Genomic DNA, 15,545 nt, shown 5'->3' on the forward strand with positions numbered 1-15,545 from the left:
TGGTTCCCTCTTCCTTCTACGCGCGTATCGGCAGGTGTTGGCAAGGATAGGCCGAAGCCGCGGGTCAGCCGCCCAGGGCCACCGCGACGGTGTGGATGAGCAGGCCGGCCAGGGCGCCGACCACGGTGCCGTTGATGCGGATGAACTGCAGGTCCCGGCCGACGTTGGCCTCGATCTTCCGGGAGGCGTCGTCGGCGTCCCAGCCCGCCACCGTCTCCGAGATCAGCGAGGTGATCTCGGTGCGGTAGGTGTCCACCAGGTACTGGGCGGCGTCCTGCAGCCAGCCGTCGGCCTTGGCCTGCAGTTTGGCGTCGGTCGCCAGGCGCTCGCCGAAGCGGCGCACGCCGTCGCGGATGCGCCGGCGCAGTTCGCTGTCCTCGTCCTCGGCCGCCGTCAGCACCAGGGTGCGCACGGCCGCCCAGGTGGAGGCGATCAGGTCCTGCACCTCGGGCCGGACCAGCAGCTCCGCCTTGGCCCGCTCGACCCGGGCGATGGTCTCCGGGTCGGTCTGCAGCTCGGTCGCGAAGTCGGCGAGGAAGTTGTCGATCGCGCCGCGGGCCGGGTGGTCCGGGTCGTCCCGGATGTCGGTGACGAACCGCAGCAGCTCCTTGTAGACCCGCTCGCCGACCTGCTGGTCGAGGAACTTCGGGGTCCAGCCCGGGGTCTTCTGGGTGACCTTGCGGACCACGTCCTCGTGGTTGGCGGCCAGCCAGTCGTGCGCGCGGACGGCCACCAGGTCCACCACGCCGTGGTGGCCGCCGTCGGCGACCACCTTGCCCAGCATCCGGCCCATCGGCTCGGCCACCGAGGTCGCCGCGGCCCGCCTGGTCACCGCCTCGGCGACGACCGCCTGCACGTCGTCGTCCCGGAGCACCGCGAGGACGCCGCGCAGCGCCGCCGAGGCCTCCTTGGTGACCCGCTCGGCGCTGCCCGGCGCGGCCAGCCACTCCCCCAGCCGGCGGGCGATGCCGAGCGCGGCCAGCCGCTCGCGCACCACCCGGCCGGAGAGGAAGTTCTCCCCGACGAAGTCGCCGAGCGAGCGGCCGAAGGCGTCCTTCTTGGTGGGGATGATCGCGGTGTGCGGGATCGGCAGGCCGAAGGGGCGGCGGAACAGCGCGGTCACCGCGAACCAGTCGGCCAGCGCACCGACCATGCCGGCCTCCGCGGCGGCCGCCACGTACCCGGCCCAGGCCCCGGCCCCGGCCGCCTTGGCCCAGGTGGCCAGGGCGAAGACCAGGGTCGCGAAGGCCAGCAGGCCGGTCGCGATGGTCTTCATCCGGCGGACGCCCTGTCTCTTCTGCTCGTCGGCGGCGGTGAACCGGACCCCGGGGCCCGTCCCGCTGAAGGCTTCGTCGCTCACCCCGCCAGTCTGCCCGCTGCCCGGCGCGGGTGAGGGCGCGCCCCGCAATCACGCGCCGGGCGCGCGCCGGAACCCGCGTGCCGGGCGTGCGCACCACCCGCCGGGCAGCCCACCCGCCCGGCCCCCGCCGGTCAGCCCGTCGCCGCCCCGCCGCTCAGCCCACCGCCGTCCCGGCGTACATCCGGGCGATCACGTCCTCGATCGCCGGCTCCCGCACCGACAGGTCCACCAGCGGGTAGCGCTCGGCCACCGCCGCGACGATCGGCGCGGCGCTCTGCCGCGCCGGGAAGGCCAGCCACTGGCGCGGGCCCTCGACCTTGACGACCCGGGCGCCGGACACCTCGATCGCCGGCCGCGCCTCGGCCAGGTCGACCACCAGGGTGCGCTCGCTGCGCCCGGCGGCGTGCAGGCCGTCCAGACCGCCGTCGTGGACGACCCGGCCGTGGTCGATCACCATCACCCGGTCGCAGAGCTGCTCGATGTCGGTGAGGTCGTGGGTGGTGAGCAGCACGGTGGTGCCGTGCTCCCGGTTCACCTCGCGCAGGAACCCGCGCACCCGGGCCTTGCTGACCACGTCCAGGCCGATGGTCGGCTCGTCCAGGTAGAGCACCTGCGGGTCGTGCAGCAGGGCCGCCGCGAGGTCCCCGCGCATCCGCTGGCCGAGCGAGAGCTGGCGGACGGGGGTGTCCAGCAGCGCGGCCAGGTCGAGCAGTTCGACGCAGCGGCCGAGGTTCTCGCGGTACCGGTGCTCGGGGATGCGGTAGATCCGGCGGGCGAGTTCGAAGGAGTCGCGCAGCGGCAGGTCCCACCAGAGGGTGGTGCGCTGGCCGAAGACGACGCCGATCCGGCGGGCCAGGGCGACGCGCTGGCGGGCCGGGTCGACCCCGGCGACGCGCAGCCGCCCGCTGCTGGGGACGAGGATGCCGGTGAGCATCTTGATGGTGGTCGACTTGCCGGCCCCGTTGGGCCCGATGTAGCCGACGCACTCGCCGGCCTCGACGGTGAAGCTGAGCCCGTCCACCGCGCGCACCTCGCGCTTGGCCCGGCTGAACCGGCCGGTGCGGGCCCGCACGGTGAAGCTGCGGCGGACGTCCTCGAGTTCGATCAGTGCCATGGGTGCTCCTTGCGTGGTCGGAGGGGTCAGCTGCCGGCGCCGCGGTAGGCGCGCAGTCCGGCCCGCCAGGCGAGCCCGGCGGCGGCGACGCACAGCGCGGCGGCCACCGGGGAGGCGAACTGGAAGGCGGTGGGCAGGCCGAGCGGGTCGGGCCGGCCGAGGACGTGCAGGGCGGGCAGCCAGTTGACGAAGGCCAGCGGGACGCCGAAGACCGCCCCGGCCACCAGCTCCTTGGCGAAGATGGTCGGCGGGTAGTGCAGCAGGGTCGCGCCGCCGTAGGTGAAGGAGTTCTGGATCTCCTTGGACTCGCCCCACCAGAACTGGACGGTCGCGCCGCCGACGTAGACGGCCCCGAAGATGACGCTGCCGCAGACCAGCAGGACGGGCACCAGCAGGACGCGGTCCCAGGTCCAGTGCACGTCCAGGGCGGCCAGCGACCAGACCAGCACGGCCAGGGCCTGCACCGGGCGGCCGAGGCGGCGCAGCGAGAAGCGTTCCGCGCACAGCTGGGCGAGCGCCGGGGCGGGCCGCACCAGCATGGTGTCCAGCGTGCCGTTGACGATCCGCACGCCGAGTCCGTCGACCGAGCCGACCAGCAGGTTGGCGGTGCCGAGGGCGAAGGTCGCGGTGCCGTAGAGGAAGGCGATCTCCGGCAGGCGCCACCCGCCGAGCTGGTCGGTGTGCCGGAACATCAGCACCAGGACGACGAAGTCCAGCGAGTGCGTCGCCAGGCTGGCCAGCAGGTTCAGGGCGAAGGAGGCCCGGTAGGCCATCATCGAGCGCATCCACATCCGGGCGCAGAACCACCAGGAGCGGACGGCCCAGGCGGCCCGGGCGGTGAGCGGCTCGGCGGCCACGGTGAGCGACTCGGACGGCGGCGCGGCGGGCGGCGCGGCGGGCCCGGCCGGGGCGACGAGGGGCTCAGCCACCCTGGACCACCACCTTGCGGGTCGCCAGCCACTGGGCACCGCGGCCGGCGGCGAGCAGGGCGGCGGCCCAGCCGAGCTGGAAGCCGAGCGGCCCGAGCAGGCCGGCGCCGGTGGCGCGCTCCAGGAAGACGTCGGTCGGCACCTGCACCAGCGCCGCCCAGGGCAGCACCGGGGCGAGGTCGCCGAGCAGGCCGGGGAACAGTGCGATCGGCAGCAGCATCCCGGAGAAGAACATCGAGACCACGAGCATCACCGAGCGCACGCCCTCCGAGTCGTGCAGCCAGAAGCCGGTGACGGAGACCAGGAAGCGCAGCCCGAAGCTGACCACCACCGCGAGCAGCACCGAGAGCAGGAAGGCCGCCCAGGTGACGGGCCGTTCGGGCATCCGGGTGCGGAACACCAGTGCGCCGACCAGCAGCGGCACGGTGCCGCGCACCAGCAGCTGGAAGGCGGCCCGGCCGAGGTCGGTGGCCAGCCACCAGCCCTGGAAGTCGACCGGGCGGTAGAGGTCGACGGCGATGTCGCCGCTGCGGAAGCGGTCCTGGACGTCGTCCTGGAAGCCGCCGCCCCACACCGCGACGGTGACCAGCAGGGCCTGGCTGACCCAGATGTAGGTGACGGCCTGGCTCTCGTCGTAGCCGCCGAGGCCGGGGCGGGCCCGCCAGAGGGCGAGGAAGGAGGAGGCGAGGATGATGCCGAAGACGGTGTTGGTGAAGGTGCCGGCCAGCGTGGCGGCCCGGTAGCCGGAGTAGCGGCGGAAGGCGCCGCGGGCGACGGCGGCGTAGAGCCCGAGCACGGGGAGCGGTCCGGCGGGATCGGGCGGGCGCCCGGTCCGCGGGCCGGGGGATGCGACGTTCAGCATATTGTCTCCTTGTCGACAAATACGGGCAGACGGGTGTGCCGGCCGACGTCCGCGCACACCCCAGCGGCCCCGACCGGCCCACCCCGGGGGTACCGGGCCGAGCGGACGGAGCTGTCGGAAACAGGTGCGCTATGCGGTTCTCACCTTTCACCGTACCGCCGGCGATCAGCCCCCGCACCCGTTTTTCCCGCGCACGCCGCAGCCGCCCCACCACTGATCGCACGTCAAATAGCACATAATCGCCGCATGACCTTGAGCACCCGGCGCCAGGCCAAACGAGCCGCCCGCCGCGCGGCCCGCCGCGCCCTCCCCCGCTGGCGCCGGCTCCTGCCCACCTGGCGGATCACGCTCGGCGCCCTCATCGCCGCGCTGCTGATCGCCGTCGGCGCCTTCGCCGTGCTCTACGTCATCGTGCCCGTCCCCGACGCCAACGCCCACGCCGTCGCCCAGAACAACATCTACCTCTACGCCGACGGCACCACCGAGATCGCCCGCACCGGCGCCGTCAACCGCACCGACGTCACCATCGACCAGATCCCCGCCCAGACCCAGCACGCCGTCGTCTCCGCCGAGGACCGCACCTTCTATCAGAACCGCGGCATCGACCTGAAGGGCATGCTCCGGGCCGGCTGGAACACCCTCCTCGGCAAGGGCATGCAGGGCGGATCCACCATCACCCAGCAGTACGTCAAGAACTACTACCTGACGCAGGACCAGACCATCGAGCGCAAGGGCCGCGAACTCTTCATCGCCCTCAAGGTCGACCAGCAGCGCGACAAGAAGGACATCCTCGCCGGCTACCTCAACAGCAGCTACTTCGGGCGCGGCGCCTACGGCATCCAGAGCGCCGCCCACGCCTACTACGGCGAGGACGTCTCCGCCCTCAGCGTCGCCCAGGGCGCCTACCTCGCCGCCCTGCTCCAGGCCCCCAGCAGCTACGACGTCAAGACCGCCACCCCCGCCAACCGCGAGAAGGCCGTCGCCCGCTGGAACTACACCCTCGACGGCATGGTCCAGCTCGGCTTCCTCACCCCCGCCGAACGCGCCGCCACCACCTTCCCCGAGCTGCTCGACCCGCAGCCCGCCACCGGGCTCTCCGGCCAGGCCGGCTACCTCGTCGGCGTCGCCGACGACTACCTCGTCTCCGCCGGGATCATCGACGCCGCCACCCTCAAGGCCGGCGGATGGCGCATCACCACCACCTTCGACAAGCCCCGGCAGGAGGCCTTCGTCAAGGCCGTCCAGGACGAACTCACCGGCGAACTCGACCCCCGGGCCCGCCCCGCCACCGACACCGACGTCCGCGTCGCCGGCGCCTCCGTCGAACCCGCCACCGGCCGCGTCGTCGCCGTCTACGGCGGCCCCGACTACGCCAAACAGCCCTTCAACGACGCCCTGCGCCAGGACAACCAGATCGGCTCCACCTTCAAGCCCATCGACCTCGCCGCCGGCCTCATCGCCCAGCACACCCTCGACGGGCGGCCGATCACCACCGAGAGCCGCTACGACGGCGCCAGCGAACGCCCCGTCACCGGCGGCCCCACCCCCTACGCACCGCCCAACGAGGACGACGTCGACTACGGCAACATCACCCTGCGCTACGCCATGGTGAAGTCCGTCAACTCCGTGTACGCGCAGGAGGGCGTCGACGCCGGACTCGCCCGCGTCCGCGACACCGCCATCAAGCTCGGCATCCCCGACAGCGTCCGCGGCATGGACCCGGCCAACACCTCGATGACCCTCGGCACCGCCACCCCCAGCGCCCTCGACCTGGCCGGCGCCTACGCCACCCTCGCCAACCACGGCGACGCCACCGCGCCCTGGTCCGTCCAGAAGCTCGAACGCGTCCACAGCGGCGGCGCCGTCGACATCCCCAAGATGCCGGACCACACCCCCGTCACCGCCATCGGCCGCGGCTTCGCCGACGCCGTCACCGACGTCCTGCGCGACGTCGTCAGCCCCCGCGGCACCGGCGCCGCCGCGCTCGACCTCGGCCGCCCCGCCGCCGGGAAGACCGGCACCACCGACTCCAACCTCTCCGCCTGGTTCGCCGGCTACACCCCCGAACTCGCCACCACCGTCGGCCTGTTCCGCGAGAACCCGAAGACCCACGCCAAGGAACCGCTGGCCGGCACGGCCGGACTCACCCGCATCAACGGCGGCACCTTCCCCACCCGGATCTGGACCGCCTACATGACCGCCGCCCTCCAGGGCACCCCCACCCAGCAGTTCGACCTGCAGACCGACCACGACGCCCCCGCGCCCGACCTCACTCCCAACAGCAGCACCACCCCCACCGGCACCGGCAGCGCCACCACCGCCCCCGCCACCGCGGCCGCGACCCCCGGCACCACCCCCAGCGCGACCACCCCCGCGCACGACACCCCCACCCACGCCCCCAGCGCGCCCGCCCCCACCGGCGGCGACCCCGCCCCCGGGCCCACGCCGACCAGCCCCGCCGCCCCCAGCCCGCCGGCCCCCCAGCCCACCCCCACCCAGGACCAGCCCAGCCCCGCCCCCAAGCCCACCCAGACCCGGCCCACCCGCCCGACCGACCCGCCCACCGCCACGGCCCCCGCACCCGCCACCAAGCCGGCGACCTCGGCGACGCCGCCGCCCCAGTGAGCCGCCCGGCCGGGGCGGGCCGGCAGCCCCGGCCCTAGCGGGCGGCCACCAGCTCCCGCTCCAGCGGTGTCCTGAACCGCGGCGTCACCCGCACCTCCCCCAACCAGCCCGACAGCCGCGCCGCCTCGGCCGCCACGGCCGCACCGGCCTGCGCCCCCACGTCCTCGAACAGCCGCCACACCACCTCGCCGTCCGGCCGCTGCGCCCAGCCGCCCACCACCCGGCCGCACCACCACACCGTCGGCCCGGCGTTGCCCGCCCGGTCGAACAGCGCCGGCACGTCCTCCGGCCGCAGGTACCAGTCCCGCCCGCGCCACCCCATCACCGTCGGGTCCAGCGCCGGCAGCAGCGCCGCCCACGGCTCCGGCTCCGCGACCGGCCCGGTGTCCCCCGGCAGCACCAGCGCGGCGGCCCCGCCCGCCAGTTCCACGTCCTCGGCGCCGACGTCCGCCAGCGCCCGGCGGGTGTCCCCCAGCGTCCAGCCCGTCCACCACTTCACGTCGTCCACCGTCGCCGGGCCGTACGAGGCCAGCCAGCGCCGCACCACCTCCGCCTTCGCCTCCCGCACCGGCACGTCCGGCCACTGCGGCACCGGCGCCCAGGGGTGGACGTTGCTCAGCCAGGAGCCGCGCGGCCGCCCCCGCCGCACGTGCCCGTCCGCGGCCAGCAGCCGCAGCAGCCGACTGCCCACGCTCTGCCGCGCCTCGTACGGCTTGCCCGCCGACATCAGCATCGTCTCGCGCAACTCCGGCACGTCGTCGGCGAGTTCCTTCGTCGTCGCCTCGCCGCGCAGCGCCAGGGCGGCCAGCGCCGCCCGCTCCGCCCCGGCCAGCCTCGCCTCGTCCCAGCCCTCGGCGTGGTCCCGCAGGTGCTTGAGCAGCGTCGCCCGCTCCCGCGCCGCGATCGCCCGCGCCGTCGACGAGCTCACGTACGGCGCGAAGCCCTCCGTCACCGCGAAGAGCGTCCGCCGCATCGACAGCAGCCGCACCAATGTGACGTCCTCGTACAGCGCCCGGTCCACCTCCGCCGCGGACGGCGCCGCCAACCGGGCGCACGCCGACAGGTACACCGTCGCCGGATCGGAGGCGTGCAGCCCCACCACCGCGTCCGCCACCTGCTCCACCCTCGCCGCCCGCCCCGCGGGCGCCAGCAGCTGGCGCCGCCCCACCCGGGCCCGACGCTCCTCCACACCGATCACCGGCACACGCCTGCTCATGGGCGGACCATAACCCCCGCCACCGACAGGAGCGCCCCCTCCCGGGTCGCGGGAGGGGGCGCGTCGCCCACCGGCCGCCGGCGGGCGGTGCGGGCACGGGTCAGGGGCTCCGGAACGGGAGCGGAGTCAGAGGTACAGCCCGGTCGACCCCTCGGTGTCGCCGAAGCGGGTCGCCGCCACGGCGTGCAGGTCCCGCTCGCGCAGCAGCACGTACGTCGCGCCGCGGACCTCGACCTCCAGCTTGTCCTCCGGGTCGTACAGCACGCGGTCGCCCGGCTCCACCGAGCGCACGCTCTGGCCCACCGCGACGGCCTCCGCCCAGGTGCAGCGCTTCGACAGCTCCGCGGTCGCGGGGATCAGGATGCCGCCGGTCGAGCGGCGCTCGCCCTCGCCGCCCTCGATCCGCACCAGCACGCGGTCGTGCAGCATCCGGATCGGCAGCTTCTCGCCCAGCCGGTCGTGCCGCGGGTGGTCGCCCCCGGAGGCGGCGGAGGCGGACTGCGGGGTCGGTTCGTCGTTCGTACTCACGGTCCCGAAGGTACCGCCCCCGGGCCCGGAGCGTGACGCTGGCCCGGCGTGCGCAGGGCCGGGCGCGGCCCGCGCCCGGCCCTGCGCACGGCTCCCGGTCAGCCCTTGCGCCGCTTGCGGGACGAGGCCACCAGCAGCACCAGGCCGACGCCCACGAGCGCGGCCGGCACGACCCGCTCCTTGCGCGGCCGCCCCTTCTCGTCCACGAACTCGGCCCGGACCCGCTCCACCAGACCGTTGGCGGCCACGTACGCCCGGCCGGCCTTCTCCTCGACCGCGGCCGCGGCCCGCGCCTTCACCTGGGCGCCGATCGTGCTCGGGTGGACGCGCACGGCCAGCTCGTCGAGGGTCGCCGCCAGCTGGGTGCGGGTCCGGGCGATGTCCGCCTCGATCTGGGCGGTCGTCCTCGCCGACTTGTCCTGCGTGCTCGCCTCGCCCACTCGGGCCACCCCATTCACTTACCGATGTTGTCCTGTGCGACTGACCCAGTCTGTCAGCTGCCGAGCACGGCCGCGCGGCCCCACCCACCATCAGGGGTAAGTTTGCCGTGGTACGACCGACCGCCCCAGCATCAGGAGAGTCCGACCGTGAGTGAGCGTCTCCAGCCCGGCGACACCGCGCCCGCCTTCAGCCTGCCCGACGCCGACGGCAACCAGGTGTCCCTGGCCGACCACCTGGGCCGCAAGGTGATCGTCTACTTCTACCCCAAGGCGCTCACCCCGGGCTGCACCAAGCAGGCCTGCGACTTCACCGACAACCTCGACGTCCTCGCCGGCGCCGGCTACGACGTCATCGGCGTCTCCCCCGACCAGCCCGAGAAGCTCGGGAAGTTCCGGGAGGCCGAGAACCTCAAGGTCACCCTGCTCTCCGACCCCGACCACACGGTGCTGCAGGCCTACGGCGCCTACGGCGAGAAGCAGAACTACGGCCGCACCTACGTCGGCGTGATCCGCTCCACGGTGATCGTGGACGAGCAGGGCAAGGTCGAGCGCGCCCTCTACAACGTCAAGGCCACCGGGCACGTCGCCAAGCTGCTGCGCGACCTCGAGGTCGGCACGGCCTGACGCACCGACGACGGAAGCGGTGGCGGCACACCCCCCGACCGGGTGCACCGCCACCGCCGTCCCTCACCTCGGGCAGCCGCCGGTCAGCAGGCCCCGAGGTCGCTCCAGACGCCCCACGCGCCGCCGGCCGTGGGGTCGTCGCCCTTGGTCCACCACTTGTTCTGGTAGTAGTGGCCCTTCCACGAGACCTTGGTGGTGCTCGCGTAGGTGGTGCCGGCGTCCCAACTCGGCGCGGCCGTGCAGGCCCCCGAGGTCGGGGTGGCCGTCGCGGTGGCGGTCGGCGAGGCCGTCGCCGTCGGGGAGCCCGTCGCCGTGGCCGTCGCGGTCGGCGAGGCGGTCGCGGTCGGCGAGGCCGTCGCGGTCGGCGAGGCCGTCGCCGTCGGGGAGGCCGTGGCGGTGGCCGTCGAGGTCGGGGTCGGGGTCGGCGTGGAGGTGCCGCCGTCGACCGCGCCGCGGGTCAGGTCGCCCTTGATCCCGTACAGCGTCCCGCCCACGTTGACCGTCCAGTTGGACGGCGTCGAGACCGGCAGGTAGTAGACGAAGTCCAGGTCCACCGAGGCGCCCGGCGCCAGCGACTGCCAGCCCGGCAGCTTGACCGAGACCCGGTTGTAGGTGCCCTTCAGACCGCCCACGTTGCCCGGACCGGGATTGTCCTGCCGGATGACCTGCAGGCCGAAGCCGGACTGGTCCTTGGCGTTGCCCGGGGCCGAGTTGGAGTAGTCGAACTGGAACTCCGTCCCGCCCGGCAGGGTCACCGTCGAGTTGTTGACGACGTGGATCTTCGGGTTGATCGGGTAGTTGGAGTCGCCCAGCGCGAAGTTGGTGAACGACACGTCGATCGGCAGGGTCTGCTGCGGCAGCGCGACCGTCGAGCGGGTCGCGCCGTACGGCGTCGCCGACTTGAACTTGTCGTACATCAGCGAGGTCAGCGTCGAGCCCGGCACGTACTCGCCCTTGCCGCCGTTGGCCGCGGCGTCCCACTTGTAGTCGCCCGCGAGCTCCCAGATCATCGCGCCGCCGGCGCCCTGGTTGACGATGTAGTCCGCCTTGGCGCCCACCGACTGCTCGTCCTCGGTGGAGAGGAACACCTTCTTGGTGTCGTTCCACAGCCACGGCGCCACCAGGGCGCTGCTGTAGTTGCGGGCGTAGGTGCCCTGCAGCGCGGTGTCCGTCACGCCGTACTTGGACAGGTAGTCGGGCAGGATGCCCTTCTCCAGGTTCTTCGCGTGCCACATCGGGTTCGACCCGGCCGGGGACTCCTTGCCCGCGTCGTCCTTGTCATTCCAGATGTTGTCGATCCCGACCGCGCCGTCACCGCAGGAGGTCAGGCCGGAGCCGACCGGGCAGGTGGTCGCCGAGGCGGTGCCCCAGAGGCCGTTGGTGCCGCCCTGGACGTTCTTGAACCCGCGCGTGTAGTACGGCAGGCCGACGTTGATGCGCCCGCCGGGCATCGCGCCGCGGAAGTAGTGGTACGACCAGTCGGCGTTCAGGTAGCCGATGCCGCCGTACTGGGCGGTGCCGTAGACGTTGGCCGCCGCCAGTTCGCCGTCCTTGCCGTCGTCGAACAGCGAGGCGTTCGGGCCGACGTACTTGTTCCAGGCGCCGTGCAGGTCGTACGACATGATGTTGACGTAGTCCAGGTACTGCGCCACCTGGAAGGTCTCCATGCCGCGCAGCAGGTAGCCGGACGACGGCGCCGCGACCGAGAGCAGGTAGTGCCTGCCGTCGGCGGCGCCGGCCCGGTCCAGCTTCTCGCGCAGCGTCTTCATCAGCGCCGCGTAGCCCTTGGCCAGCGAGCCGCGCTTGGAGTTGGCGAGCTGCCAGTCCAGCGGGTTGCCCGCGTCCTTCATCGAGGTCGGGTACTCGTAGTCGACGTCGACGCCGTTGAAGCCGTACTTGCGGATGAAGTCGACGGACGAGGCGGCGAAGGTGTCGATGCCGGCCTGGTTGACGCTGCCGTCCGGGTTGACCGTCAGCGAGTAGAAGCCGCCGGTGTTGACGCGCTTGCCGTCGTCCCCGAAGTAGCCGCCGGTCTCGGTCCAACCGCCCACCGAGATCATGGTCTTGACGTTCGGGTACTGCTTCTTGAACTTCGTCAGCAGGTTGAAGTGCCCCTTGTAGGGCAGCGTCGGGTCCAGCTGGGCGGCCGGCACGCCGGGGAAGTCGATCCCGGTGGCCTCGTTGGTCGGGCCGTCCGTGCCGACCGACAGCTTGTTGTCGGAGCCGACGTGGCCGAACGCGTAGTTCAGGTGGGTGACCTTGTCCCAGGGGACGTCGCTCACCAGGTACGGCTGGTCGCCGTTCTTGCCGGTGCGCCAGCCGGTGAAGTAGCCGATGATGCGGCGCTGGTGGTCCGCGCCCATCTTCTCGCGCCCGCTGGTGTCGTAGACGGAGCAGTACGGGACGTCCACGCCGGGCGTCTGGTACATGCCGTCGGGGCGACAGGCCGCGTTGTCGACGGTCGCCGACGCCTGCGAGGGCGCCGCGCCCAGCGTGGCCAGCAGCAGACCGGCCAGGCCGGCCGCCGCCAGCGAGGCCGCGCCCGCCCGGGCTGCCGGGCTCTTGCGACGGGTGGCGGCGGTGGGACGCCGCTCCGCCGTGCTTCGGATCAACACTCGGTCCTCCGGGAGAGAGTGTCGGCGCGTGCCTGTGGGGGAGCACGCACGTGGGGGATTGCAATTGGCGCCGAAGCTATGTGGTCTGAACCACATAGGTCAATAGGTCTGTACCAATTGGTAATCAACAGCCAAACATCACAGGTCGGGCCCGCTCGACAACCAGTCAGCCGGTGGCCGAAACCCGACATCCCACGACCGGACCCGCGACCCGACCCACGACCGGCACGACGGCCGGACCGACGGCCTCACCCGCAGCCGACCCCGCACCCGCCCGGCGACCCCCGGGGCGGGGCGCACGCCCCCGCGCCGAATCACGGTGTTCCCACCGGAGGCGAAGCCCTAGACTAGGGGCCACGCGGCCTTGGCGGAGCAGGCAGACGCGCCGGACTTAGGATCCGGTGGGGGAAACCCCGTGAGGGTTCGAATCCCTCAGGCCGCACTCATCTCAAACCTTCAGATCGAAGGCCCGCCCCGAATCTTCTCGGGGCGGGCCTTCGGCGTTCCACGGACGGTGCGTCAGCCGACGAGGTCCTTCACGACCGGGGCGAGCGCCCGGAAGGCGTGGCCGCGGTGGCTGATCGCGTTCTTCTCGGCGGGGGTGAGTTCGGCACAGGTGCGGGTCTCGCCGAGGGGCTGCAGGACCGGGTCGTAGCCGAAGCCGCCGTCGCCCGAGGGGGCGGTGCGCAGGGTGCCGAGCAGGCGGCCCTCGACGACGCGCTCGGTGCCGTCGGGCAGGGCGAGGGCGGCGGCGCAGAAGAAGTGGGCGCCGCGGTGCGGTTCGGCGATGTCGGAGAGCTGGGCGAGCAGCAGGTCGAGGTTGGCGCGGTCGTCGCCGTGCTTGCCGGCCCAGCGGGCGGAGAAGATGCCGGGGGCGCCGTTCAGGACGTCGACGCAGAGGCCGGAGTCGTCGGCGACGGCGGGCAGGCCGGTGGCGCGGGCGAGGGCGTGGGCCTTCAGCAGGGCGTTCTCGGCGAAGGTGACGCCGGTCTCGGGCACGTCCGGGATCTCCGGGTAGGCGTCGGCGCCGACGAGTTCGACGTCCAGACCGGCCTCGCCGAGGATGGCGCGGAGCTCGGCGACCTTGTGCTGGTTACGGGTGGCGAGGATCAATCGGGTGGACATATCGCCCACCCTATCGGCAGCGGTGGGGGCGTCAGCCGGTGCAGACCGAGGTGAGGTTGCCGGCCGCGTCGCCGAGCGGCTTGAGGTCGGGGACCTCCTTCTTGTCGACGGCCTGCTGGACCTTGTCGGCCTGCTTCTGGAGGTCGGCGACGGCCTTGGCGACGTCGGTGTTCTTGGAGTTCCGGCCGATCTGGTCGAGGTCGCCGCGGAGTTTCTGCAGCGCCTTCGCCGCGGCGGCCGAGTCGTTGCTGGAGTTGCCGTAGGCGGCGGTGACGTCGGCGAGGTCGCCGGTGACCCGCACGGCGGTGTTGCCGCAGTCGAGCGCCTTCTGCGCGGCGGAGCAACTGACCATGCTGAGCGGGAGGATCGCGATCAGTCCGGCCACGGCGAGGGCGGCGGGGCGGGCGATGCTCGACGGCATCCGGTCCTCCTGGGGGGCGCGCGGGTTCCGTGGGACGGGACGCGCGCCGGGGGGTGCGCGGTTCCCGCAGCGGGGTGCTGCGGGAACCGTACGGGCTCCGGGCCCGGCCTGTACAGCGGCGCGTCCGTCCCGTTCCACGGCGGCGCGGGCCGGGGAGGTTCAGCCCTCGAGGGCCTTGCGCTGGATCTCGTCGAGTTCGGCGCAGCCGAGGGTGCCGAGGTCGAGGAGGCGGTCGAGGAGGACGCGGTCGAAGGGGGCGCCCTCGGCGGTGCCCTGGACCTCGACGAAGCGGCCGTCGGAGGTGCAGACGATGTTCATGTCGGTCTCGGCGCGGACGTCCTCCTCGTACTGGAGGTCGAGCATCGGGACGCCGTCGATGATGCCGACGCTGACGGCGCTGACGCCGCCGGTGATGGGCTGGCCCTTGGCGCGCAGGAGCTTGCGGTCGCGGGCCCAGGCAACGGCGTCGGCGAGGGCGACGTAGGCGCCGGTGATGGCGGCGGTGCGGGTGCCGCCGTCGGCCTGGAGGACGTCGCAGTCGAGGACGATGGTGTTCTCGGCGAGGGCGCGGTGGTCGACGACGGCACGCAGCGAGCGGCCGATGAGGCGGCTGATCTCGTGGGTTCGGCCGCCGATGCGGCCCTTGACGGCCTCGCGGTCGCCGCGGGTGTTGGTGGCGCGCGGGAGCATGGAGTACTCGGCGGTGACCCAGCCTTCGCCGCTGCCCTTGCGCCAGCGGGGGACGCCCTCGGTGACGCTGGCGGTGCACAGCACCTTGGTGTCGCCGTAGGAGATGAGGACGGAGCCTTCGGCGTGCTTGCTCCAGCCCCGTTCGATGGTGATCGGGCGGAGCTGGTCGGGGGTGCGGCCGTCGATGCGTGACATAGGAACCGAGCGTAGTCGCTCGGCGCGGGTGTTCCGGAGAGCGTCCGCGGAGGCCGCTGCGGAGCCGCGCCGGGGTGGGGGCGGGCGCCGTGCCGCTGCGCGCGGGCCGGACGCGCCCCGGCCCGCCGTCCTGTGCGGGGCGGCGGGCCGGGGGGAGCGTGAGCGCGGTGGCTCAGCTCACATCATGTCCTCGATGTCGGCGGCGATCGGGTCGGCGTCGGTGCCGATGACGACCTGGATCGCGGTGCCCATCTTGACGACGCCGTGGGCGCCGGCGGCCTTGAGCGCGGCCTCGTCGACCAGGGCGGCGTCCTTGACCTCGGTGCGCAGGCGGGTGATGCAGCCCTCGACCTCTTCGATGTTGTCGATGCCGCCCAGACCGGCGACGATCTTCTCAGCCTTGCTGGCCATCTGATTCTCTCCCTCTGTCTCGGCCTGCCGGCGGCTCTGCCGGGTGCCGTCCTGCGCTGTGCTGGGTGTCCGTCGGCCGGTGGCCGCCGGGACCGTCTGCCGGTGCTGACGCCGGTTCAGCCGTGGTCGCGCTGCCGGGCAGCGCGACTAGCATCACCCGCTCCGGGCCGGTCTGCCACGTTAGTCCACTTTTGGCGCAGTCCGGCGCGCACGGTCCCGACCGCCGCCGGAGGATGACGATCAGCGGGGCCCGCGTCCCGGCGTGCGGCCTGCGTCCAAAGTGGTCTACACCAATATATGTGTACTCCGATGAACGCAGAAAGGACCCCGGGCGTTCCGGCCCCCGCGCGGGGTCCCGCCGGGGGCCACCGGCCGCCCACTGCTCCCCGG

At 73.2% G+C, this 15,545-nt stretch carries 14 protein-coding genes and 1 tRNA gene; 3 read left to right on the forward strand and 12 right to left on the reverse strand.

All coding sequences use genetic code 11. From position 1 onward, the window contains the following. Nucleotides 1-64: 64 nt before the first annotated feature. From ACIA8Q_RS17710 to ACIA8Q_RS17725, 4 genes are all read right to left on the reverse strand, one after another. Nucleotides 65-1,360: a DUF445 domain-containing protein gene (locus ACIA8Q_RS17710; RefSeq protein WP_387901473.1), complete on the reverse strand. Its 1,296-nt coding sequence runs from the start codon at nt 1,358-1,360 to the stop codon at nt 65-67. Between the two features lie 154 nt (nt 1,361-1,514). Continuing rightward, on the reverse strand, nt 1,515-2,474 hold the full coding sequence (locus ACIA8Q_RS17715; protein WP_360209469.1) for an ATP-binding cassette domain-containing protein: 960 nt from the start codon (nt 2,472-2,474) through the stop codon (nt 1,515-1,517). Between the two features lie 26 nt (nt 2,475-2,500). Then, the gene (locus ACIA8Q_RS17720; RefSeq protein WP_396317425.1) at nt 2,501-3,403 is read right to left on the reverse strand and encodes an ABC transporter permease; all 903 of its coding nucleotides are present in this window, start codon (nt 3,401-3,403) and stop codon (nt 2,501-2,503) included. After that, nucleotides 3,396-4,265, reverse strand: coding sequence for an ABC-2 family transporter protein (locus ACIA8Q_RS17725; protein WP_363365205.1), 870 nt, complete (start codon nt 4,263-4,265; stop codon nt 3,396-3,398). The genes ACIA8Q_RS17720 and ACIA8Q_RS17725 overlap by 8 nt, the downstream gene beginning before the upstream one ends. A 246-nt stretch (nt 4,266-4,511) precedes the next feature. Between ACIA8Q_RS17725 and ACIA8Q_RS17730 the strand changes: the two genes are divergently transcribed. Next, on the forward strand, nt 4,512-6,890 hold the full coding sequence (locus tag ACIA8Q_RS17730) for a transglycosylase domain-containing protein (protein WP_396317426.1): 2,379 nt from the start codon (nt 4,512-4,514) through the stop codon (nt 6,888-6,890). A gap of 34 nt (nt 6,891-6,924) precedes the next feature. On the opposite strand, the gene ACIA8Q_RS17735 is transcribed toward ACIA8Q_RS17730, so the two are convergent. The 3 genes from ACIA8Q_RS17735 to ACIA8Q_RS17745 form a co-directional block, all read right to left on the reverse strand. Continuing rightward, on the reverse strand, nt 6,925-8,106 hold the full coding sequence (locus ACIA8Q_RS17735) for a winged helix DNA-binding domain-containing protein (protein WP_360209478.1): 1,182 nt from the start codon (nt 8,104-8,106) through the stop codon (nt 6,925-6,927). 126 nt (nt 8,107-8,232) lie between these two features. After that, complete coding sequence (locus tag ACIA8Q_RS17740) at nt 8,233-8,535, reverse strand: co-chaperone GroES (RefSeq protein ID WP_049655715.1); 303 nt, start codon at nt 8,533-8,535, stop codon at nt 8,233-8,235. A 197-nt stretch (nt 8,536-8,732) separates the two neighbouring features. Then, nucleotides 8,733-9,074, reverse strand: a complete 342-nt coding sequence (locus tag ACIA8Q_RS17745; RefSeq protein ID WP_360209481.1) for a DUF3618 domain-containing protein — start codon at nt 9,072-9,074, stop codon at nt 8,733-8,735. 147 nt (nt 9,075-9,221) lie between these two features. Between ACIA8Q_RS17745 and bcp the strand changes: the two genes are divergently transcribed. Then, the gene (gene bcp / locus ACIA8Q_RS17750; RefSeq protein WP_360209484.1) at nt 9,222-9,698 is read left to right on the forward strand and encodes a thioredoxin-dependent thiol peroxidase; all 477 of its coding nucleotides are present in this window, start codon (nt 9,222-9,224) and stop codon (nt 9,696-9,698) included. An 83-nt stretch (nt 9,699-9,781) separates the two neighbouring features. Here the strand turns inward: bcp and ACIA8Q_RS17755 are convergent, their stop codons facing one another. Continuing rightward, on the reverse strand, nt 9,782-12,313 hold the full coding sequence (locus ACIA8Q_RS17755) for a chitinase C-terminal domain-containing protein (protein WP_396317427.1): 2,532 nt from the start codon (nt 12,311-12,313) through the stop codon (nt 9,782-9,784). A gap of 358 nt (nt 12,314-12,671) precedes the next feature. Between ACIA8Q_RS17755 and ACIA8Q_RS17760 the strand changes: the two genes are divergently transcribed. After that, nucleotides 12,672-12,755 (forward strand) — tRNA-Leu (locus ACIA8Q_RS17760). A gap of 77 nt (nt 12,756-12,832) precedes the next feature. On the opposite strand, the gene rdgB is transcribed toward ACIA8Q_RS17760, so the two are convergent. From rdgB to ACIA8Q_RS17780, 4 genes are all read right to left on the reverse strand, one after another. Next, a complete protein-coding gene (rdgB, locus tag ACIA8Q_RS17765) occupies nt 12,833-13,438 on the reverse strand; it encodes an RdgB/HAM1 family non-canonical purine NTP pyrophosphatase (RefSeq protein ID WP_387901484.1) in 606 nt (201 codons plus the stop codon). A gap of 31 nt (nt 13,439-13,469) precedes the next feature. Next, nucleotides 13,470-13,859 carry a hypothetical protein gene (locus ACIA8Q_RS17770; RefSeq protein WP_360209489.1) on the reverse strand — a complete coding sequence of 130 codons (390 nt, stop codon included), beginning with the start codon at nt 13,857-13,859 and terminating at the stop codon, nt 13,470-13,472. Between the two features lie 159 nt (nt 13,860-14,018). Beyond that, the gene (gene rph, locus ACIA8Q_RS17775; protein WP_396317428.1) at nt 14,019-14,744 is read right to left on the reverse strand and encodes a ribonuclease PH; all 726 of its coding nucleotides are present in this window, start codon (nt 14,742-14,744) and stop codon (nt 14,019-14,021) included. A gap of 177 nt (nt 14,745-14,921) precedes the next feature. Then, complete coding sequence (locus ACIA8Q_RS17780) at nt 14,922-15,275, reverse strand: PTS glucose/sucrose transporter subunit IIB (RefSeq protein WP_360209535.1); 354 nt, start codon at nt 15,273-15,275, stop codon at nt 14,922-14,924. Nucleotides 15,276-15,545 lie beyond the last annotated feature (270 nt).

It is taken from the genome of Kitasatospora sp. NPDC051705 (assembly GCF_044453265.1).
GTDB lineage: Bacteria > Actinomycetota > Actinomycetes > Streptomycetales > Streptomycetaceae > Kitasatospora.

What these genes read in the sequence shown, in the direction of transcription:
- rdgB (WP_387901484.1), bottom strand. Translation starts at nt 13,438, where the DNA reads ATGTCCACCCGATTGATCCTCGCCACCCGTAACCAGCACAAGGTCGCC.
- ACIA8Q_RS17725 (WP_363365205.1), bottom strand. Translation starts at nt 4,265, where the DNA reads ATGCTGAACGTCGCATCCCCCGGCCCGCGGACCGGGCGCCCGCCCGAT.
- ACIA8Q_RS17730 (WP_396317426.1), top strand. Translation starts at nt 4,512, where the DNA reads ATGACCTTGAGCACCCGGCGCCAGGCCAAACGAGCCGCCCGCCGCGCG.
- ACIA8Q_RS17715 (WP_360209469.1), bottom strand. Translation starts at nt 2,474, where the DNA reads ATGGCACTGATCGAACTCGAGGACGTCCGCCGCAGCTTCACCGTGCGG.
- ACIA8Q_RS17735 (WP_360209478.1), bottom strand. Translation starts at nt 8,106, where the DNA reads ATGAGCAGGCGTGTGCCGGTGATCGGTGTGGAGGAGCGTCGGGCCCGG.
- ACIA8Q_RS17770 (WP_360209489.1), bottom strand. Translation starts at nt 13,859, where the DNA reads ATGCCGTCGAGCATCGCCCGCCCCGCCGCCCTCGCCGTGGCCGGACTG.
- rph (WP_396317428.1), bottom strand. Translation starts at nt 14,744, where the DNA reads ATGTCACGCATCGACGGCCGCACCCCCGACCAGCTCCGCCCGATCACC.
- ACIA8Q_RS17740 (WP_049655715.1), bottom strand. Translation starts at nt 8,535, where the DNA reads ATGCTGCACGACCGCGTGCTGGTGCGGATCGAGGGCGGCGAGGGCGAG.